Source organism: Nocardioides humi, from assembly GCF_006494775.1.
GTDB lineage: Bacteria > Actinomycetota > Actinomycetes > Propionibacteriales > Nocardioidaceae > Nocardioides > Nocardioides humi.
The window spans coordinates 1765002-1784159 of sequence record NZ_CP041146.1 but is presented as its reverse complement, the minus strand read 5'-3'; the positions used below and the strand labels follow the sequence as shown (position 1 = coordinate 1784159).

The following is a 19158-nucleotide window of genomic DNA, read 5'->3' as shown; positions in this document are numbered from 1 at the left end:
ACAACCAGTTGCAGATCACTAGTGGTGAGGGGCGGATCATGGCCACCGAGCAGGACGACCGGCGCGGAAGGGTGCTGTGGAGCTTCATGATGTCGCTGGACGGATTCGTCGCAGCGCGCAACCACGACATGGACTGGATGCGGACCGGCGGATATCGCGCGGAGCCGGGCGTGATCGAGGGGTACATCGAGCGAACCGGCGCGATCGTCACGGGGCGTGACGGCTGGGACTCGCCCGGGGGGCACCGCCCGTGGGGTGGTGCATGGCGTGGCCCGATCTTCGTCCTCACCCACCATCCCGAGGACGCAGAGCCCGCTGAGGACGTGACGTTCCTGCGTCGCGACCCGGCCGAGGTCGTGCAGCTCGCGCTGGCGGCCGCGGGAGGCAGGGACATCATGGTGTTCTCCCCGAACATCGGCGCCCAGCTTCTCGAACGGGGGCTGATCGACGAGATCGACCTGCACATCGCGCCGGTCCTGCTCGGTGAGGGCATTCGGCTCTACAGCAGGCCCGGCGGTGTCCCGATCCGTCTCAGCCCACTCGCCGACGAGGGCGACGCGACGTCCACGGTCCGGGTGCGCTACCGGCCCATCGACCTGGCGGAACGCGACCCGGCGGAACCCGGCGCGAGGCGGCGCTCTCCTGGCGCTTCGGAGGTCAGGAGGTGAGCAGCGCCGTCGCGATCGCCGCGACGCCCTCGCCGCGCCCGGTCAGGCCGAGCCCGTCGGTGGTCGTCGCCGAGAGCGACACCGGCGCCCCGAGGACGTCGCCGAGCGCCGCCTCCGCCTCGGCGCGCCGCGGGCCCACCTTCGGCCGGTTCCCGATCACCTGCACCGCGACGTTGACGACCGCGAAGCCCGCGGCCTCGACCCGGCGCCGGGTCTCCCCGAGCAGGGCCGCGCCGCTCGCCCCGGCCCACGCGGGCTCCGCCGTACCGAAGTTGGAGCCCAGATCGCCCAGCCCGGCGGCCGAGAGCAGCGCGTCGCAAGCCGCGTGCGCGGCCACGTCGGCGTCCGAGTGACCCTCGAGGCGGACGTCCTCGTCGGGCCAGGTGAGGCCGCCGAGCGCGAGCGGCGAATCCTGCGGCCCACGCGGGACGAGGCGGTGGACGTCGGAGCCGATGCCGATGCGGAGGCCTGCGGAGATCACGGCCCGATCATGCCTGAGCCCGGGGCCGTGGGGGAGAATCGGACGGGTGAGGAACTCCCGTGCCTGGTGGCCGCTGGCCGGGCTGCTCGCCGGGGCCGTCGGCCTGGCGCTCAGCTACGCCGCGGCGGCGCTGCTGCATGTGCGGGACTCGCCGGTCGTCGCGGTCGCCGAGGGCATCACCGCGCTGACGCCCGGCAAGGTGGCGAAATGGGCGATCGACACCTTCGACACCACCGACAAGAAGGTGCTGGTCCTCGGCATCCTGGTGGTCCTCGCGATCGTGTTCGCCTGGCTCGGTCGGCTGGCGCACCGCCGGTGGTGGGCGGCGATGACGGGGTACGTCGTGCTCGCCGGCATCGGCGTGCTCGCGGTGGTCACCAAGCCGACGCCGAGCCTGGTCGACCTCGCCCCGGTCGTCGTCGGGCTGCTCGGCTGGGTGGTCGTGCTCGCGGTCCTGGCGGAGTGGCTGCGCCGCTGGGAGCTGGTCGAGGAGAGCGAGGACCCGGCCGCCGAGCCGATGCACACCCGCCGCCACTTCTTCGTCGCCGCCGGCGCGACGGCCGCCGTCGCCGCGGCCGGCGGGCTGATCGGCCGGGTCGCGAGCAACGCCCGCCGCCGCGCCGAGCAGAGCCGGCGACTGCTGCGGATCGAGGGCGTGACCGCGCCCGTCGTACCGGACGGAGTGAGCGTCGGCGTCGAGGGCGTCTCGCCCTGGCAGACGCCGAACGACGACTTCTACCGGATCGACACGGCGTTCATCAAACCGACCATCGCGCCCGCCGACTGGGAGCTGCGGATCCACGGGATGGTCGACCGCGAGCTGCGGCTGTCGTACGCCGACCTGGTGCGCCGGGAGATCGCCGAGGACTGGATCACCCTCAACTGCGTGTCCAACGAGGTCGGCGGCGACCTCATCGGCAACGCGTGGTGGAGCGGCGTCCGGCTGGCCGCGATCCTCGCCGAGGCCGGGCCGAAGGACGGTGCCGACGCGGTGCTGCAGACCTCGGAGGACGGCTGGACCTGCGGTACGCCGCTCGCGGCGCTGATGGACGAGCGCAACGCGATGCTCGCCGTGGCGATGAACGGCGAGCCGCTGCCGATCGAGCACGGCTTCCCGGTGCGCACCATCGTGCCGGGGCTCTACGGGTATGTGTCGGCCTGCAAGTGGGTGGTCGACATGGAGGTCACCCGCTTCGACGAGATCACGGCGTACTGGACCGAGAAGGGGTGGGCCGAGCACGGCCCGGTCAAGATCGCGTCCAAGATCGAGGTCCCCAGGAACGGTGCCGACGTCCCCGCCGGCGAGATGGTGTGCGCGGGCGTGGCCTGGTTCCAGCACACCGGCATCTCCGCCGTCGAGGTCCAGGTCGACGGCGGCCGCTGGCAGCGGGCCCGCCTCGCCGCCACCCCCAACATCGACACCTGGGTGCAGTGGCGCGTCGTCCTCGACGTCGAGCCGGGCGACCACCAGCTCCGGGTCCGGGCGGTCGACACGGACGGCCGGACCCAGACCGGCGCCGTCGCGGACGTCCTCCCCGACGGCGCCACCGGCTGGCACACCGTCGAGTTCAGTGCTGGATAGGCGCGAGCGTGTCGCAGTCGAGGTGAGACCTGGCTGAGGCCGCCTGGCGGCCAGACGCTGGCGGCGGGCCCGAGCCGGACCTACCAGTTGCCGCCGGGGGAGGGCGGCAGCGGGTGCGCGGCGTCGTGGATGACGTACGCCATGCCGCCCGAGGCCCGGAGCCAGATCTTCTCCAGCTGGGCGCGGGGGTAGACCCGCCGTACGCCGGCGGCGCCCGCGGCGGCGGGATCGTTGACGATCACGTCGCCGGTGGCGGTGAAGCCGACGATCACCAGCAGGTGCCCGTTGGAGGACGAGATCGGGGCGCCGGTGAGCTCGCCGCGCGCGAACGCGATGGAGACGACCGGCGGGATGCCCGCCCGGACGAGCAGCTCGGCGTCGGTGAGGTCGCGCAGCCGGGTCACGAACGCCTCGCCGACCCGCTTGGCCGCGAACGCCGTGTTGAACGGCCAGTTCCCGGTCCCCTTGTACGCATGGTCGTACGTCGCCCGCGCGGTGGCGTCCACCCACGGGTCCGGGTGCCCGGCCGGCACCCAGGAGTAGCTGCCGGGGCCGGGCAGGCGGCCGTAGTAGCCGAGCACCATCGCGGTCGACGTCGGCGAGCACCAGGCCTCACCGCCGCCGCCCCACTGCGGGTAGTGCCCCGCGTGGACCATCTGGGAGTACCGCGGCACCGCCAGCTCCAGGCCGCCCGCGGCGCTCGCCACGCCGGGCGCGGACACCGCGCCCACGCCCGCCGGCAGCCGGGACGTCATGGCCGTGGCGAAGGCGACCTTCGGCACCTTCCTCCCGCGCTGGTGGTGCGCCCTGATCCGGATCTTGTACGACGCCAGCCCGGCCGTCCGCCACGTGTCGGTGGCGACCCGGGTGCCGTCGTCCGCCTGCGCGCCGCCGGACCGCCGCTCGATCTTCTTGTCCTTGGCCGCCCAGCGGGCCAGGGTGTCCCAGCTCGTCCTGGCTCCCGCCGCGGACCGGCCGCGGACCTGCACCTCGATCCAGCTGGTGCCGGGGGTGCGGGCCGACCAGGACGCGATCAGCTCGGTGAAGTCGAAGCCGGGGGTGACCCAGCGGCTCTTCCAGCGCACGACGTCGTACTTCCGCCCGAACTTGGTCCGCGTCCCGCCGGCCTTCCACGGCCCCGGCGCGGTGAACCGCTCGAGGTCGACCTGCCGGTCGGAGACGGCGGCCGCGGCGGCGGCCTCGGGGCGGGCGTCCGCGGGAGCGCCCGGACGGCCGACGGCGACGAGGACGCCGGCCACCAGGCAGGCGGCTGCGGCCAGGGCGGCGAGGGACACGGCGGGGTGGGGGAAGGACCGGCGCACCGTCCCACGGTACGTCACACCAGTCCCATGCGTCACACGCTCGGCGAAGGTCCAGGCTCCTCCGGGCCGATCCGGGGCTCAGGGGGCGAGGAGGCGGTCCACGGCGTCGAGCAGCACGCCCCGCTCGCGGCGTACCGAGAACGCCGGATCGGACGCGAGGCGCCCGGTGAAGCCGTCCACCAGCAGGAAGACCCAGTCCGCGAGCCGGGACGCGGAGAGGTCGGTGCGGACCTCCCCGCCGCGCTGGGCGCGACGTACCCAGGTCGCGATCCCCCTCCGTTGCGCGCGTTCGTCGGCGGCCAGCGCGACGGCCACGTCCGGCTCGCCCATCACCGAGGCGACCGCCCGGACGAAGCCGGGCAGGCGCGGGTCGGTCAGCTCGTCGGCCGTGTGCGCGACGTAGTCCAGGAGCACCCGGCGGGCGTCGTCGCGGTCTCGCCGGGCGGCGAACCAGGCGGTCGTCTCCGCGGTGCCGTACTCGAGGATCGCGACCAGCAGCGCGGACTTGGTGGGGAAGTAGTGGAAGAAGGTGCCCGAGCCGATGCCGGCGGTCCGGCAGATCGCGGCGGTGGTGGCGCCGGCGTACCCGTCCTCGGCGAAGCGGGTCAGCGCGGCGTCGATGATCTGCAGCCGGCGCTGCTCGTGCCGGACGGGGTCGACGGTGCGCGCCACGTCAGTCGGCCGACGGGACCGGGAGAATTACTAGAGCGATCACTCTGTTAATATAGCCCGCGTGGCCGGCGAGCTGTGGCACCTGGATCGCGCGGGCCGGCGTCACGAGATCGAGATCAGCGACGCCGGCCTGGGCAAGCGCCTGGTGTGGCGGGTCGACGGCGAGCAGATCGCCGAGCGGAGGACCCACGACGAGCGGGTCCAGCTCACCCCCGAGGAGGACGGCGGCGGGGCGGTGTTCGTCAGGCTGCCCCGCTTCCTCGGGCCCGCCCGGCGGGTGACCTGGCTGGAGGAGCCGGCCGAGCTCGCGGGCGCCGGCGTGGTCCCCGGCGGCGTCGACTTCCGTCCCGAGCCGGGCTCCCGGGCCGACCGCCGCGAGCGGCGGATGCTCCACCACCCGCGGCTCCACACCTTCCTCGAGACCGGGGGCGCCGTGCTCGGCGTCCTCCTCTCGCTCCTCGTCGCCTGGCTGCTCGCCCGGGTCGTCATCGCGATCCCGTGGCCCGACATCCCCTGGCCGAGCATCCCGTGGCCGGACATCCGCCTGCCACGCATCCCCTGGCCCGACATCGACCTGCCCACCATCCCGTGGCCGGACCTCGCCCTCCCGGCGTGGCTGCGCTGGCTGCTGGACAACGCGAAGTACGTCGTCCCCGTGATCGTCGCGTTCGCCGTCGCCCGCGCCGAGGTCCGGCGCCGCCGCCGGCAGGAGCAACTGCGGCGGCAGGCGGCGAACGGCACGGAGAACGCCACGGAGAACGCCACGGCGAACGGCGGTCAGGAAGAGGGCGACAGCGCCCCCGCTCCCTAGACTGGCCCGGTGACCATCCGGCTCTACGACACCGCGACCCGCGAAGTCCGCGACTTCGTGCCCCTCCACGAGGGCAGGGCGGGTCTCTACGTCTGCGGGCTGACCGTCCAGAGCGAGCCCCACGTCGGCCACGTCCGGTCGGGGGTCAACTTCGACGTCCTCCAGCGCTGGCTGCGCTTCCGCGGGTACGACGTCACGTTCATCCGCAATATCACCGACATCGACGACAAGATCCTGGCGAAGTCGGCCGAGCAGGGACGCCCCTGGTACAACCTCGCCTACGCCATGAGGATCGAGCTGGACAAGGCGTACGCCGCGCTCAACGTCGCGCCGCCGACGTATGAGCCGGCGGCGACCGGGCACGTGCCGGAGATGATCGTCCTCATCGAGAAGCTGATCGAGCGCGGCCACGCGTACCCGGCCGACGACGGCTCCGGGGACGTCTACTTCGACGTCCGCTCCTGGCCGCAGTACGGCGAGCTGACCCACCAGGGCGTCGACGACATGGAGCCGGCGGCCGACGCCGACCCGCGCGGCAAGCGCGACCCGCGCGACTTCGCGCTCTGGAAGGGCCGCAAGGAGTCCGAGCCGGAGACCGCGTCCTGGCCGAGCCCGTGGGGGCCGGGGCGCCCCGGCTGGCACATCGAGTGCTCGGCGATGGCGGGCAAGTACCTCGGCGACGCCTTCGACATCCACGGCGGCGGCGTCGACCTGCGCTTCCCCCACCACGAGAACGAGCAGGCCCAGTCGCGCGCGGCCGGCGGCGCCTTCGCGTCGTACTGGATGCACAACGCGTGGATCACCACCGCCGGCGAGAAGATGAGCAAGTCGCTCGGCAACACCCTGTCGATCCCGGCCATCCTGGAGCGCTACCGCGGCGCCGAGCTGCGGTTCTACATCGTCGCGGCGCACTACCGCTCCCACGTGGAGTTCAGCTTCGAGGCCCTCGACGAGGCGGCCGCGGGCTACCGCCGGATCGTGTCCTTCCTCGACCGCGCCGGCGCTCCCGCCGCCGGCGAGCTGCCCGAGGCCTTCGCCGCCGCCATGGACGACGACCTCGGTACGCCGGCCGCGGTCGCCGTCCTCTACGACACCGTGCGCGAGGGCAACCGCCAGCTCGCCGCGGGCGAGGACGTCACCGTCACCGCCGGCGCGGTCGCCGCGATGCTCGACGTCCTCGGCGTCCACCCGGCCGACCCGGCCTGGGCCGGCAGCGGCGGCTCGGACGCCGAGGAGCGGCTCAGCGCCGCCGTCGACGCGCTCGTCGCCGGGCTGCTCGAGGAGCGCGCGCAGGCCCGCGCCGACAAGGACTGGGCCCGCGCCGACGCCCTCCGCGACCGGATCAAGGCGGCCGGCATCGAGGTCACCGACACCCCCGACGGACCCACCTGGACGGTGAGCTGAGCAATGGCAGGCAACTCCTCCCGCAAGGGCGCGATCCGCAAGACGAGCAAGAAGCCCACCGCCGGTTCCGGCGGCCGGGTCCGCCGCGGCCTGGAGGGCAAGGGGCCGACCCCGAAGGCGGTCGACCGCGAGTACCACAAGGCCCACAAGGCCGCCGAGGCGAAGAAGCGCGCCGAGAAGCGCGGCGGCGGTAGCCGCGGCCCGCGCCGCAAGCCGGGCGGCGACGAGTGGATCGCCGGGCGCAACCCGGTGGTCGAGGCGCTGCGCGAGCGGGTGCCCGTGACCTCGGTGTACGTCGCCGAGGGGGCCGAGCGCGACGGCCGGCTGCGCGAGGTGTTCCGGCTCGCGGCCGAGCACGGCGTCGGGCTGCTCGAGGTCAGCCGGGGCGAGCTGGACCGGCTCACCGACGGCGCCGTCCACCAGGGCCTGGCCGCACGGATCCCGGCCTACGAGTACGCCCACCCCGACGACCTGCTCGCCGCCGCGGAGGAGGGGGCCGGGCGCCGCTGGTCGTCGTCCTCGACTCGATCACGGACCCGCGCAACCTCGGCGCGATCGTCCGCAGCGCCGCGGGCTTCGGCGCCCACGGCGTCGTCATCCCCGAGCGCCGCGCCGCGTCGATGACCGCCGCCGCCTGGAAGACGTCGGCGGGCGCGGCCGCGCGCTGCCCGGTGGCGCAGACGGTCAACCTGACCCGGCAGCTCAAGGCCTACCAGGACGCCGGCTGCTTCGTCGTCGGCCTCGCCGCCGACGGCGATCTCACCCTGCCCGAGCTGGTCGCCGACGACGACCTCGCCCGCGGGCCGCTGGTCCTGGTCGTCGGCTCCGAGGGCGAGGGCCTGTCCCGGCTGGTCGCGGAGACCTGCGACCGGCTGATGTCCATCCCGATGGCCGGTGTGCTGGAGTCGCTCAACGCCGGCGTCGCCGCGTCGGTCGCGCTGTACGCCGTCGCGGAGGCCCGCGCCGAGCGGTGATCGCCCTGGTCCGCACGATGCCGACCCGCCGTCTCCTCGAGGTACTCGCGTACGTCGGGGCCTGGCTGGTCGTGTCCGTGGCGGTCGCGGCCGCGATCTTCGTCAACAGCGAGCGGACCGTCGAGATCGCCAGCCACGAGGCGACGCTCAGCCCGGACTTCTCCGGTGAGGTCGTGGCCCGGATGGGCCCGGTGCTGCCCGACCTGCGGATGCCGTCCGGCTCGCGGATCGGGATCGAGGTCGAGCTCGGGAAGACCGACGCGGCGACGCTCGAGGAGCTCACCGCCCGGTACGCCGCCATCGCCTCCCAGCCCGAGGGCCAGATCGCCGTCGCCGAGCGCGCGGTCACCGCGATGGCGCTGGCCGCGCTCGTCCAGGGCGCCGTCCTCGGCGCGGTCCCGCTCCTGGTGTGGGCGGCGATCGGCCAGGCCCGGCGGCGCGAGCTGTACGCCGGCCTCCGCACCCGCGGTGGGATCGCCGTGTCCGGGCTCGCGATCGTGCTGGTCGTCGCGCTCGTCGTACCCTTCGGCTGGGGGCGCACGGACCGGCCCGCCGAGCGCTGGACCTCGCTGCGCGACTTCGTCGGTCCCGACGTGACGCTGCCCGACGAGGTGGCCGACGTCGAGGTGATGACCGACGCGACGACCGCGCAGTCCCGGCGGCTCGTGGAGAGCGCGGTCAGCGGCTACCAGCAGAGCCTGGCGTTCTACTCCGAGGCGGCCGAGGACGCCGCCTTCCTCGACCTCCGCGAGCCGGAGGAGGGCGAGACGGTGGTCCTCATGGTGTCCGACCGCCACGACAACATCGGCATGGACAAGGTCGCCCGCGCGATCGCCGACGCCGGCGGCGCCACCGCCGTGATCGACGCCGGCGACGACACCTCGACCGGCAGCCGCTGGGAGGCGTTCTCGCTCGACTCCCTGGCCGCCGTCTTCCAGGACTTCGACGGCCGCTGGGCGGTCGCCGGCAACCACGACAACGGCACCTTCGTCCGCAGCCACCTCGAGGACCTCGGCTGGACCTACTTCGACGACGAGGTGATCGACGGCCCGGGCGACTCGCGGATCCTCGGCGTCGACGATCCCCGCTCCAGCGGGCTCGGCAACTGGCGCGACGAGAAGGGCCTGAGCTTCAAGGAGGTCGCCGACCGGCTGGCCGACGCCGCCTGTGCCGCCGACGAGGACGGCGACCGGGTCAACACCCTGCTCGTCCACGACGCCAACCTCGGCAGGCCGGCGCTCGAGCGGGGCTGCGTCGACCTGGTCCTCGGCGGCCACGTCCATGTCCAGACCGGGCCGACCGCGGTCACCGCGGAGGACGGCCGGGTCGGCTACACCTACACGCTGGGCACGACGGGCGGCGCGGCGTACGCCATCGCCATCGGCAGCAAGCTGCGCCGTCCCGCCAGCATCGGCCTGATCACCTACCGCGACGGGCGCCCCGTCGGCATCCAGTCGATCACCCTGCAGACCAACGGCCGCTACGACGTCGACCCGTGGGTCGAGCTCACGTACTGACCCTTCCGCATGGTTGGTGAGGGCTCCCCCTAGGGTGAGGCCCGACATTTTCACTGTGGGTGACTCGGGACCGCCCCTCTCGGAAGGGAAATCAATGGCCAACCTCGGTGGAGGCCTCCTCGGCCGCATCATCGGTCTCGTCGTCAGCCTCGCCGTCGCGGCGGCGGCGTACTTCATCTTCTTCAAGGGCCAGGAGAAGGTCGAGCAGGCCAAGGCGCCCAAGGTCGGCGAGTGCCTCGTCATGACCGGCTCCAGCTTCGACGCCGACCACGAGGAGGTCGAGTGCGACGACGCGAAGGCCGTCTACAAGGTGGTCGGCAAGGACGGCGGCTGCGACGACGCGGAGCTCAACTACACGATCTCGCTCGGCAACGACCGCAGCAGCGGCAACGTCGCCGACCTCTGCCTGGCGCTGAACGCCGCGGAGGGCGACTGCTTCGACCTCGGCGGCATGTCCACGCCGTCGACGAAGGTCGCCTGCACGGAGGGCGCGGGCACCACCTCGATCGTCAAGGTCGTCTCGGTCGGCAAGGCCGGCGACGAGTGTGCCGACGGCGCGCAGCCGCTCGAGAACAAGACCCGCAAGACGGTGCTCTGCCTCGGGCCCGCGGCCTGAGGGGGTGCTGCGGCCTTAGGCTGTTCACGCCATCCCCCGTTGGTCTGCCGGGCCGAGGTGCTGCCCCGCCAGGCGGGCCCTAGGCTGTTCACGCCATCCCCCGTTGGTCTGCCGGGCCGAGGTGCTGCCCCGCCAGGCGGGCCCTAGGCTGTTCTCGCCATCCCCCGTTGGTCTGCCGGGCCGAGGTGCTGCCCCGCCAGGCGGGCCCTAGGCTGTTCTCGCCATCCCCAGTTGGTCTGCCGGCAGGGCCCGCCTGACTTTGAATCAGGACTAGCGACGTAGGTTCGACTCCTACCTGGGGAGCCCGTCTCCTAGGTCGCGCGAGATGGTGTCGCTCCGACCATCTGCGTGACCAGCTCCACGTGCTGCCGCGCCAGCTCCGGCGCGCTGAGCCGGCCGTGGGTCCGGAACCACTTGCCGGCGTTGATGCACAGGTCGAGGATCGACTTGGCGGTGATGTCGGTGTCGGCGCCGACCGCGGCGAGGGTGAACTCGCCGTCGGCGATCCCGCGTCGCAGGCAGCCCTCGAAGAGCCGCCGGATCCTCTTCTGCTGCTCGAGGACGTCGGCGGCCCGCTCGGGGGCAGGTGTCGCCACTCGGTCTGGCTGACCAGTCCCTCGAGCTGCCGCTCCGAGTGGAAGATCGAGATCGCCCCCACCAGGGCGCGGAGCTGGGCGGTCGCGTTGTCGTCCGCGGTGCGGTGCGCGTGCAGGAGGGACGCGACCGAGTCGTCGAGGGATCGCATGAGGATCGCGTACAGCACGTCCTCCTTGGACCCGAAGTGGTTGTACAGCGAGCCCGCCGTGACGTTGCACGCCTGCATGATCTGGCGGACCGAGGTCGCGGGGTAGCCGTTGGTGAAGAACAGCTCGGTGGCCACGTCGAGAATGCGCCGGGCCGTGTCGGTCTGGCGCGCGTCGGTCTTCGCGGTGGTCACGACCCGACCGTACACGAATATATGAACGTTTGTTGACGCGGACGTGCGAGCACTGGTAAACAAACGTTCATGCACTCTGTGATGCCGTTCACCTCGCGGGCCGCGGTCGTCGACATGTGCGACGTCGTCCTGCGCCGCGAGGGCTGGCGTGCCTACCTGGGGGCGCTGCTCACCGCCGCCCCGCGCTACGGCGTGGTGTTCGCGGCCCGCTTCGCCGCGATGTCCGGTCGCTCCACCCGGCAGGTGCTGGCCGCGCTGGCGGAGGACCTCGACGCCGCGATCGAGGATCTGGCCGACGTGGCCGCGGCGGCCTTCGATCCGCGGGAGCGGGTCGCCGAGCTCGAGAGGCACGACATCGTGCAGGTGATCCACGGCGGCCCGTGGCCCTGTGCGGGCGGCACCGTGAACGACCACGTCGCCGAGATCGCGCGGCTCAGCGACCGCTTCGTGCCCTGGGGCGGCGTCTCGCTGGCGGACCCGGATGCCGCGGTCGTCGAGGCGGTGCGAGCGGTCGACGAGCTCGGGATGCCGGGGCTGTCGGTGATCCCGTTCCTCGACGGCGTGGATCCGCGAGACCCGGCCCTGGACGGGCTGTGGGCGCTCGCCACCGACCGGGAGCTGCCGGTCTGGATCCACAGCGGACAGAACTTCTCGCCGTCCCCCATGGCGATCAGCGGCCCGCAGGTCATCGACGCGCTGGCCACCCGTCACCCGCGCCTGCGCATCGTCCTGGGCCACGGCGGGTGGCCCTGGGTCCTGGAGGCGGTCGCGCTCCTGCAGCGGCACCCGAACGTGTACCTGGAGTTCTCCTCGCACCATCCGCGGACGATGGCCGCCGCGGGCTCGGGCTGGGAGCCGCTGTTCCTCCACGGCTCCCGATCGGTGCGGGACCGCGTGCTCTTCGGCTCGACGAGCTGGACGCACGCGCAGGGACTCGCGTCGGTCGCCGAGGCGGTGTCCGTCCTCCCGATCGCCCCCGACGTCCGCACGGCGTGGCTGCGCGACAACGCCGTGCGACTGCTGGTCCGCCGCGAGGACGCCGTCGCATGAGTGGCCCGCTCGACCGGCGACGCGTCGTCGTCACCGGTGCGCTGGGAGGGATCGGCACCGCGGTGACCGCCCGCCTGCTCGCCGACGGGGCCCAGGTCCTCGCGGTCGACCGGCCGGACGTCGTCCGGCAGCACCGGGAGCCGGGACCGCCGGGGCTGCACGTGGCCGGGGTCGACCTGAGGGACCCGCGGGCGCCGACGGAGATCGCCGGGCAGGCGCTCGAGCGGCTCGGCGGGCTCGATGCGCTCGTCAACAACGCCGGGATCGAGCTGAGGGCGTCGCTGCCCGACCACGACGACGAGCGATGGGACGCCGTTCTCGACGTCAACCTGCGGGCGCCGTTCCGCCTGGCGCGCGACCTGGCCGACCTGCTGGCGGCGGGGAGGTCGCCGGCGGTCGTCAACGTGTGCTCGATCGCGGTGACCGGCTTCGCCGGACAGGTCGCGTACGACGCCAGCAAGGGCGGCCTGCTCACGCTGACCCGGTCCCTGGCGGTCGAGCTCGGTCCCCGGGGAGTCCGGGCCAACGCCGTCTGCCCGGGATTCATCGACACGCCGATGCTCGACGAGGGCGAGCTGCGCTCGATCGCCGAGCGCGTCGCCCGAACCCTGCCGTTGCGCCGCCTGGGACGCCCCGACGACGTGGCCGGCGCCATCAGCTGGCTCCTCGGCGAGGACTCCGGCTACGTCACGGGCCAGTCACTTTTCATCGATGGAGGAATGAACCGCCAATGACCACCCTGCACGAGGACTTCGCCTGCTCGACGCTGCGCACGCACGAGCCCCACCCCGGCGTCTGCTGGATCGCGCTGAACCGCCCGGAGCGGCTGAACGCGATCGATCGCGAGCTCGGCGAGGACCTGTACGCCGTCCTCGAGCGAGCGCTGGCCGACCGCGAGACGCGCGTCCTGGTGATCACCGGCGAGGGCCGCTCCTTCTGCGCGGGCGACGACCTCGGCGCCGTCGAGGAGCACCTGCGCGGCGAGTACACGCGATCGCCGGTGATCGGCACCACGCCGGACCCGATGTACCTGCGCATCATCGAGATGCTGGTGACCAGCCGGGTCCCGGTCATCATGGCGATCAACGGGGACGCGGCCGGTGCCGGCGCCGAGCTGGCCTGCGCCGGGGACGTCCGGATCGCGAGCTCGCGGGCCCGCCTGGGCAGCGCCCTGCTGAACGTCGCGCAGGCCGGCGGCCTCGTGATGATGTCGCGGCTCGTCGGTGCCGCACGCGCGACCGAGATCTACCTCTCCGGCGCACTGCTCGACGCGGACGAGGCCGAGCGTCTCGGCATCTTCACGAAGGTCGTCGCCCCCGAGGACCTCGTCAGCACCACGCTCGCCGAGGCACAGCGGCTGGCGAGCGCGCCGACCGCGGCGATCGGCCTCTTCAAGGAGCTGCGCGAGCAGGCGATCGGACAGCCGGTCCAACAGGCGCTGCGCCTCCAGAACGCCGTCCACATCCGCAACAACGCCGAGGTCGTGGACGCGCTCGAGGGCGCCACGGCGTTCATCGAGAAGCGCCGCCCGCGCTTCGTCGGGAAGTAGGGAGACACCGCCATGGACGAGAGCATCTTCGGTCTCTTCGACGGCCACGTCGTGGTCGTCACCGGCGCGGCGTCGGGCATCGGCGCCGCCTCGATGGCGCTCTTCGAGCGGGCCGGCGCCACCGTGGTGGGCCTGGACCTGCACGAGGGCCCCGGGATCCGGCGCTGCGACGTGTCGGACCCGGCCGCGGTGGAGGCGGCGGTCCGCGACGTCGTGGCCGACCACGGCCGCCTGGACGTCGTGCACGGGAACGCGGGGATCAGCATCCCCGGGCGTCCGCACTCGATCTCGGACGACGACTACCGCCGCGTGATGGGCGTGTGCTGCGACGCCAACTTCTACCTCGTGCGCTCCGGCGTGCCGCACATGCGTGAACGGGGCGGGGTGTTCGTCTTCACGGCGTCGATGTGCGGCGTCGGGGCGACGCCGAGGTCCTCGGTCTACAACATGGCCAAGCACGCGGTGATCGGCCTGACCCGCTCGGTCGCCGTCGACTACGGGGCCCAGGGGATCCGCGCCGTGGCGATGGTCACCGGGCCGACCCGCACCGCGATGGCCGACGACCTGTGGCCCGAGGACGGCCCGGCCCGCAACGGATTCCTCCGGGCGACGCCGGCCGGGCGCCTCAGCCGTCCCGAGGAGCAGGCCCGCGCCGCCGTCTTCGCCGCGTTGCCCGGCTCGTCGTACATGAACGGCGGCGTCATCACGGTCGACGGAGGCGCGACGGCCGGCTGGAACGAGATGGGGCTGGGCATGCTCCAGACGGCGGGCCCGGCATGACCGCGGCGTTCTGGCTCGGCGACGTCGAGACGCCGATGCGCGACGACGTGACCCTGAGGGCCGACGTGTGGCACCACGGCGAGCCCCGGCCCGCGGTGCTCTTCCGGACGCCGTACGGGCGCCGGCTGATCTCCTCGGACGTGCTGCGACCGGCCGACTGCGTCCACGGCGGCTTCGCCGCCGTCTGCCAGGACACCCGGGACGGTTCGGCTCCGAAGGCGACTGGGAGCCGATCATGTGGGACCAGGAGGCGCACGACGCCTACGACACCGTCGAGTGGGTCGCCCGCCAGGAGTGGTGCGACGGCCGGGTGATCCTCGCGGGGACGTCGTACGGCGGCATCGTCTCCTTCCTCGGCGCCGCCGAGCGCCCGCCGAGCCTGGCCGGCGTGGCCGCCGCGATGGTGACCTCGGGCAGCCGCGACCTGCGCGAGCTCGGGGGCGCGATGCGCCTCGAGCAGGTCGTCAGCTGGCTGCTCTACATGGCCGCGGACTGGCTGCGGCGCCGCCCGGAGGACGCCGACGCCGAGACGGTCGCCACCCTGCACGCCCTGCTCCTCGACCCGGAGCCGGCCCTGACGGCGCTGCCCCTGGCCGATGGTCCGCTGGCGCGGCTGCGCGGCTTCCCGATCGACATCCCGGCGCTGCTGGCCGGCCGGGTGCCGACCACCCCCGAGTGGGAGCCGGCCGCGATCGAGGTGCCGGTGTTCGTCACGACGGGCTGGTTCGACGTCTTCGCCTCCGCCACGATCGACGCCTTCCGCGACGCCGTGCGTGCGCATCCCGACCTGCCGCACCGCCTCGTCGTGGGCCCGTGGGCGCACACCGGACCGCTGCCGCACCACACCGGCGAGCTGAACTTCGGCATCACCGCCTCCGCGGGGGCGGCGGCGGTGCCGGCCCAGCAGCTGGCCTTCTTCGCGGATCCCGCGGCGGCCGCGCCGCGGCACGAGGTCGGGTACTTCCTCATGGGCGCCGACCAGTGGCGCACGGCCGACGCCTGGCCGCCCCGTGCCGCCCGGGCCCGGGTGCTGCATCCGACACCGGCCGGCGGGCTCGGCCACGAGCCGGCGCCGGCCGGCACCGTCGACGGCTACGCCCACGACCCGCTCGACCCGGTGCCGAGCCGCGGCGGCCGGGTCATCCATCTCGGGCGATCCACGCCCGGGCCGATCGACCTGGGCCGGCAGCTCGACCGGCCCGACGTGCTCAGCTACCTGACCGCGGAGCTCGACGAGCCGCTCGACGTCGTCGGCGGCGTCCGCGCGGACCTGACGGTGTCGGTGAGCCGGCCGGACGCCGACCTCGTCGTCCGCCTGGTCGACGTCCGTCCTGACGGCCGGGTCTACCCGGTCGCCGAGGGCGTGGCGCGGCTGAGCCACGTGCTCGGCCGCCCCGCCGACGACACGCCCACACGGGTCCGCGTCGACCTCGGGTACGCCGCGCAGCGCTTCGGGCGCGGGCACCGGCTGGGCCTGCTCGTCGCGGGCAGCGCCTTCCCGCACCTCGACCGCAACCTCAGCACCGGCGCGCCCTCGAGCACCTCCGCCGAGGCCCGCACCGTCGTCGTCGACCTCCACCTCGCGGAGTCGGCGCTCTCCCTCGACGTCCTGCCACAGGAAGGCCGGCCCTGACATGCCGCTCTGGAACCTCGAGCGCGCCGGAGGCGTGGTCGAGCTCGTCTACGACAACCCGCCTCGCAACTTCCTCACCTTCGCCGCCCTCGAGGAGCTCGGCGCGCACCTGTCCGACCTCGCGGACGACCCGGACGCGGCCGTCATCGTGCTGGCGAGCGCCGACGAGGACCGCTTCATCGCGCACGCCGACCTCGACGAGCTCGGCCGCCTCGCCGACGGCCCCGTGCCGGAGGCGCGGGCGTGGTACACGACGATGCGCCTGATCGAGACGATGCCGCAGCCGGTCGTCGCCGCGATCGACGGCCAGGCGTGGGGCGGAGGGCTGGAGCTGGCGCTGGCCTGCACCCTGCGCTGGGCCGGTCCGCGCGCCCACTTCTCCGCGATCGAGACCGCGCTGGGCATCATCCCGGGAGCGGGCGGCTCCCAGCGCCTGATCCGCTTGATCGGCCGGGGACCCGCCACCGACCTCGTGATCACCGGCCTGCGGGTCGACGCGGACCACGCGGCCCGGCTCGGGATCGTCAGCCGGGTCCTCACCGGCGACTTCCGTGCCGAGGTCCGTGCCTCCGCGGCCGCGCTGGCGGACCTGCCGCGCGCCGCGGTGGCGGCCGCCAAGCGGGTGCTGCGCGAGGGTGCGGAGCTCGGGCTCTCCGACGCCCTCCGCCTCGAGGGCGGCGCGTTCGGGGAGCTCCTCGCGACGCCGGAGTCGCTGCGCCTGCAGCAGGCGGCGCGCGAGCGCTACGCGCGGGCGGCCGCCGGTGATCAGGTCGGCTTCGGGGGACTCGGGGAGCCGGCATGAGCGGGCTCGCCGTCGTCACCGGTGCGAGCCGGGGCATCGGCCGCGCGGTCGCCGAGCGCCTGGCCAGGGACGGGTACGACGTCGCCGTCGGCTACTTCGCACGGGCCGACGCCGCGAGGGACCTCGTCGCGACGATCGAGCGTCAGGGCGGGAGAGCGGCGGCCTACCAGGTCGACGTGCGCTCACCCGAGTCGTGCCGCCGGCTCGTGATCGACGCCCGGGCGGCGCTGGGACCGGTGCGTGCGATCGTCTCGAACGCCACCGGCTTCGGTGCGGACCACCCGGGCCTGGGGCCGTCCCTGGACGTGCCCCTGGCGGCGTACCAGGAGATGTTCGCGGCCCGGCTCGGGGCGCTGCTCAGCCTGGTCGAGGCCGCCGGCGCCGACCTGGACGGCGGCGGCCGGGTGGTGGCGGTGACGAGCACCGGCACGCACCGGCACGTTCCCGGCTACGCGCCGATCGCGGCGTCCATGGCCGCGGTCGAGAGCGTCGTGCGCTACCTGGCCGCCGAGCTCGGGCACCGGGGCGTCACCGCCAACACGGCTGTCGGCGGCGTCGTCGACACCGACGCCCTGGCCGAGATCACCGCGGATCCCGAACGCCTCAAGGAGGCCGTCCGGCGCGCGACGCCGCTCGGCCGGGTCGGGCGCGCCGCGGACATCGCCGCGGTCGTGAGCTTCCTGTGCAGCGTGTCCGCGGACTGGGTGACCGGCCAGTCGCTGATCGCCGACGGAGGCAACTCGCTGCGCTAGCGGCACGACGGCTCGGGCCGCACCTGACAGACCCCAGCGCGCCGAGCGCTGTCAAGGAAGGAAGAAAACCATGAGGTCAAGCAAGCTCATGACGCTCAAGCGGGCGGGCGTGGCGATGGTCGCCGCCCTCACCCTGACCGTCACCGCCTGCGGTGGCGACGGCGGCAGCGGGGGAGGGGACCAGCGGCTGGACGTCGCGGTGCCGGCCGACGCGTCCTCTCTCGACCCCATCCTCGGCAGCGCCGGAGGGGACCACGTGATGCTCTACCCCCTCTACGAGACGCTGATCAGCTTCGACGCCGACATGGTGGCGCGGCCCGGCCTGGTCGAGTCCTGGTCGCAGACGAGCCCGGAGGAGCTCACCCTCACCCTGCGGGAGGGACTGACCTTCCACGACGGGACCGCGCTGGACGCCGAGGCGGTCCGGTTCAACCTCGAGCGCGCCAAGGGCGAGGGCTCGAACGTCGCGGTCGACCTCGCCTCGGTCACCTCGATCCGGGTCGACGACCCGCTCACCGTGACGCTCGAGCTGTCCGAGCCGGACGCCTCGCTGCTCATGGTCCTCTCCGATCGCGCCGGCATGATGGTCTCGCCGGCCGCGGTGGAGGAGAGCGACGGCGACGTCAGCGACCACCCGGTGGGCGCCGGCCCGTGGGAGATCGTGAAGTGGAACCGTGGCCAGTTCCTCCGCGTCGAGCGGTTCGACGACTACTGGGACGCCGACGCGGTGCGCGTGCCGGAGATCCAGTTCAACGTGATCGCCGACCCGACCACCCGAGCCACCTCGCTGCGGTCCGGCAAGCAGGACGTCGCGCTGGGCTATGCGCCGGCCGACGCCGCCGAGCTGGACGACGAGTCGGGCATCCAGCTGGTCAGGACGCCGCGCCTGTGGGTAGACCAGGTGTACTTCGACATCGGCTCGCCGGAGCTGAAGGACGTGCGCGTCCGCCGGGCGCTGAACCTCGCGATCGACCGCAAGACGATCGTGCAGAGCGCCTACTTCGGCCTGGGCAGCCCGGCGTCGGGGCCGTTCCCGGACGGCTACTGGGCCGCGAACGGCGATCTGGCCTACGACTTCGACCCGGACCTCGCCCGCACGCTGCTCGCGGAGGCCGGCGCATCGGACCTGACCTTCGACATGCTGCTCAGCGCCGACGCCGGCACCGTCCGGATGGGTGAGATCCTGCAGCAGCAGTGGGCAGCTGTCGGCGTCACTGTCGACCTGAAGCCCCTGGAGGGCGTCCAGGCGGTCAACGCGTACTTCGTCGATCACGCCGAGCCCGCCCTGCTGTCGGCGTTCACGGGACGTCCCGACCCCAAGATGGCGTTCGACGTGCTCTTCTCGGAGAGCAGCTTCTACAACGTCTCCGGCCTGGCGACCCCGGGCCTCGCGGAGGCGCTGGCGAGCACCGACGCGTCGCTGGAGAACGCGGAGCGGGCGCCCGGCTTCCAGGAGGCCGCCCGGGCGGTCTTCGAGAACGCGTCCTTCCTGCCGATCTCCTTCCCGGACAACCTGATCGCCCTCGGCGAGGACGTCTCCGGCTTCGAGGACAACCTCCTCGGCAAGCCGAGGCTCCTCGGCGTCTCCCTGGGCTGAGGAGCAGGTGC

At 73.5% G+C, this 19158-nt stretch carries 18 protein-coding genes, 1 tRNA gene and 2 pseudogenes; 16 read left to right on the top strand and 5 right to left on the bottom strand.

Annotation, left to right across the window (positions count from 1 at the left end):
• The first annotated feature begins 38 nt into the window (after nucleotides 1-38).
• Nucleotides 39-668: a dihydrofolate reductase family protein gene (locus FIV44_RS08825; protein WP_181411060.1), complete on the top strand. Its 630-nt coding sequence runs from the start codon at nucleotides 39-41 to the stop codon at nucleotides 666-668.
• On the opposite strand, the gene ispF is transcribed toward FIV44_RS08825, so the two are convergent.
• The gene (gene ispF / locus FIV44_RS08820; protein WP_425465160.1) at nucleotides 658-1149 is read right to left on the bottom strand and encodes a 2-C-methyl-D-erythritol 2,4-cyclodiphosphate synthase; all 492 of its coding nucleotides are present in this window, start codon (nucleotides 1147-1149) and stop codon (nucleotides 658-660) included. The genes FIV44_RS08825 and ispF overlap by 11 nt on opposite strands.
• A 46-nt stretch (nucleotides 1150-1195) precedes the next feature.
• On the opposite strand from ispF, the gene FIV44_RS08815 reads away from it, so the two are divergent.
• Nucleotides 1196-2731 carry a molybdopterin-dependent oxidoreductase gene (locus FIV44_RS08815; RefSeq protein ID WP_141004115.1) on the top strand — a complete coding sequence of 512 codons (1536 nt, stop codon included), beginning with the start codon at nucleotides 1196-1198 and terminating at the stop codon, nucleotides 2729-2731.
• A gap of 80 nt (nucleotides 2732-2811) precedes the next feature.
• Here FIV44_RS08815 and FIV44_RS08810 read toward each other — a convergent pair whose 3' ends face one another.
• Both FIV44_RS08810 and FIV44_RS08805 read right to left on the bottom strand, forming a co-directional pair.
• Nucleotides 2812-4053: a C39 family peptidase gene (locus FIV44_RS08810; RefSeq protein ID WP_141004114.1), complete on the bottom strand. Its 1242-nt coding sequence runs from the start codon at nucleotides 4051-4053 to the stop codon at nucleotides 2812-2814.
• A 78-nt stretch (nucleotides 4054-4131) separates the two neighbouring features.
• Nucleotides 4132-4725: a TetR/AcrR family transcriptional regulator gene (locus FIV44_RS08805; protein WP_219996354.1), complete on the bottom strand. Its 594-nt coding sequence runs from the start codon at nucleotides 4723-4725 to the stop codon at nucleotides 4132-4134.
• A 61-nt stretch (nucleotides 4726-4786) separates the two neighbouring features.
• Here FIV44_RS08805 and FIV44_RS08800 point away from each other — a divergent pair, with 61 nt between their 5' ends.
• The 6 genes and pseudogenes from FIV44_RS08800 to FIV44_RS08775 all read left to right on the top strand — a co-directional run bounded on the left by FIV44_RS08800 (nucleotide 4787) and on the right by FIV44_RS08775 (nucleotide 10350).
• Nucleotides 4787-5536, top strand: a complete 750-nt coding sequence (locus FIV44_RS08800; protein ID WP_141004113.1) for a hypothetical protein — start codon at nucleotides 4787-4789, stop codon at nucleotides 5534-5536.
• A 9-nt stretch (nucleotides 5537-5545) separates the two neighbouring features.
• A complete protein-coding gene (gene cysS / locus FIV44_RS08795) occupies nucleotides 5546-6940 on the top strand; it encodes a cysteine--tRNA ligase (protein ID WP_141004112.1) in 1395 nt (464 codons plus the stop codon).
• A gap of 3 nt (nucleotides 6941-6943) precedes the next feature.
• Nucleotides 6944-7914: pseudogene (gene rlmB / locus FIV44_RS08790) on the top strand (23S rRNA (guanosine(2251)-2'-O)-methyltransferase RlmB).
• The gene (locus FIV44_RS08785) at nucleotides 7911-9431 is read left to right on the top strand and encodes a metallophosphoesterase (protein WP_246086893.1); all 1521 of its coding nucleotides are present in this window, start codon (nucleotides 7911-7913) and stop codon (nucleotides 9429-9431) included. The pseudogene rlmB and the gene FIV44_RS08785 overlap by 4 nt, the downstream one beginning before the upstream one ends.
• A gap of 94 nt (nucleotides 9432-9525) precedes the next feature.
• Complete coding sequence (locus tag FIV44_RS08780; protein ID WP_141004111.1) at nucleotides 9526-10047, top strand: LppU/SCO3897 family protein; 522 nt, start codon at nucleotides 9526-9528, stop codon at nucleotides 10045-10047.
• 224 nt (nucleotides 10048-10271) lie between these two features.
• Nucleotides 10272-10350, top strand: a tRNA-Gln gene (locus FIV44_RS08775).
• 8 nt (nucleotides 10351-10358) lie between these two features.
• On the opposite strand, the gene FIV44_RS08770 is transcribed toward FIV44_RS08775, so the two are convergent.
• Together FIV44_RS08770 and FIV44_RS33950 are read right to left on the bottom strand one after the other, a co-directional pair.
• A complete protein-coding gene (locus tag FIV44_RS08770; protein ID WP_141004110.1) occupies nucleotides 10359-10643 on the bottom strand; it encodes a TetR-type transcription factor C-terminal domain-containing protein in 285 nt (94 codons plus the stop codon).
• Nucleotides 10644-10810: 167 nt separating this feature from the next.
• A pseudogene (locus FIV44_RS33950) lies at nucleotides 10811-10927 on the bottom strand (TetR/AcrR family transcriptional regulator); the annotation flags it as partial.
• A gap of 126 nt (nucleotides 10928-11053) precedes the next feature.
• Between FIV44_RS33950 and FIV44_RS08760 the strand changes: the two are divergent.
• From FIV44_RS08760 to FIV44_RS08725, 8 genes are all read left to right on the top strand, one after another.
• On the top strand, nucleotides 11054-12034 hold the full coding sequence (locus FIV44_RS08760; RefSeq protein ID WP_141004109.1) for an amidohydrolase family protein: 981 nt from the start codon (nucleotides 11054-11056) through the stop codon (nucleotides 12032-12034).
• Entirely contained in the window at nucleotides 12031-12768 is a 738-nt protein-coding gene (locus FIV44_RS08755; RefSeq protein ID WP_141004108.1) for an SDR family NAD(P)-dependent oxidoreductase, read from the top strand. Before FIV44_RS08760 ends, FIV44_RS08755 begins: the two co-directional genes overlap by 4 nt.
• Nucleotides 12765-13583, top strand: a complete 819-nt coding sequence (locus FIV44_RS08750) for an enoyl-CoA hydratase/isomerase family protein (protein WP_141004107.1) — start codon at nucleotides 12765-12767, stop codon at nucleotides 13581-13583. Before FIV44_RS08755 ends, FIV44_RS08750 begins: the two co-directional genes overlap by 4 nt.
• A 12-nt stretch (nucleotides 13584-13595) precedes the next feature.
• On the top strand, nucleotides 13596-14363 hold the full coding sequence (locus FIV44_RS08745; RefSeq protein ID WP_141004106.1) for an SDR family NAD(P)-dependent oxidoreductase: 768 nt from the start codon (nucleotides 13596-13598) through the stop codon (nucleotides 14361-14363).
• A 67-nt stretch (nucleotides 14364-14430) separates the two neighbouring features.
• Nucleotides 14431-15996, top strand: a complete 1566-nt coding sequence (locus FIV44_RS08740; protein WP_281285814.1) for a CocE/NonD family hydrolase — start codon at nucleotides 14431-14433, stop codon at nucleotides 15994-15996.
• Between the two features lies 1 nt (nucleotide 15997).
• Complete coding sequence (locus FIV44_RS08735) at nucleotides 15998-16798, top strand: enoyl-CoA hydratase/isomerase family protein (protein ID WP_141004104.1); 801 nt, start codon at nucleotides 15998-16000, stop codon at nucleotides 16796-16798.
• Nucleotides 16795-17550 (top strand): SDR family NAD(P)-dependent oxidoreductase, encoded by a 756-nt coding sequence (locus tag FIV44_RS08730; RefSeq protein WP_141004103.1) that lies wholly within the window; start codon nucleotides 16795-16797, stop codon nucleotides 17548-17550. Before FIV44_RS08735 ends, FIV44_RS08730 begins: the two co-directional genes overlap by 4 nt.
• A 70-nt stretch (nucleotides 17551-17620) precedes the next feature.
• On the top strand, nucleotides 17621-19147 hold the full coding sequence (locus tag FIV44_RS08725) for an ABC transporter substrate-binding protein (RefSeq protein ID WP_141004102.1): 1527 nt from the start codon (nucleotides 17621-17623) through the stop codon (nucleotides 19145-19147).
• Nucleotides 19148-19158 lie beyond the last annotated feature (11 nt).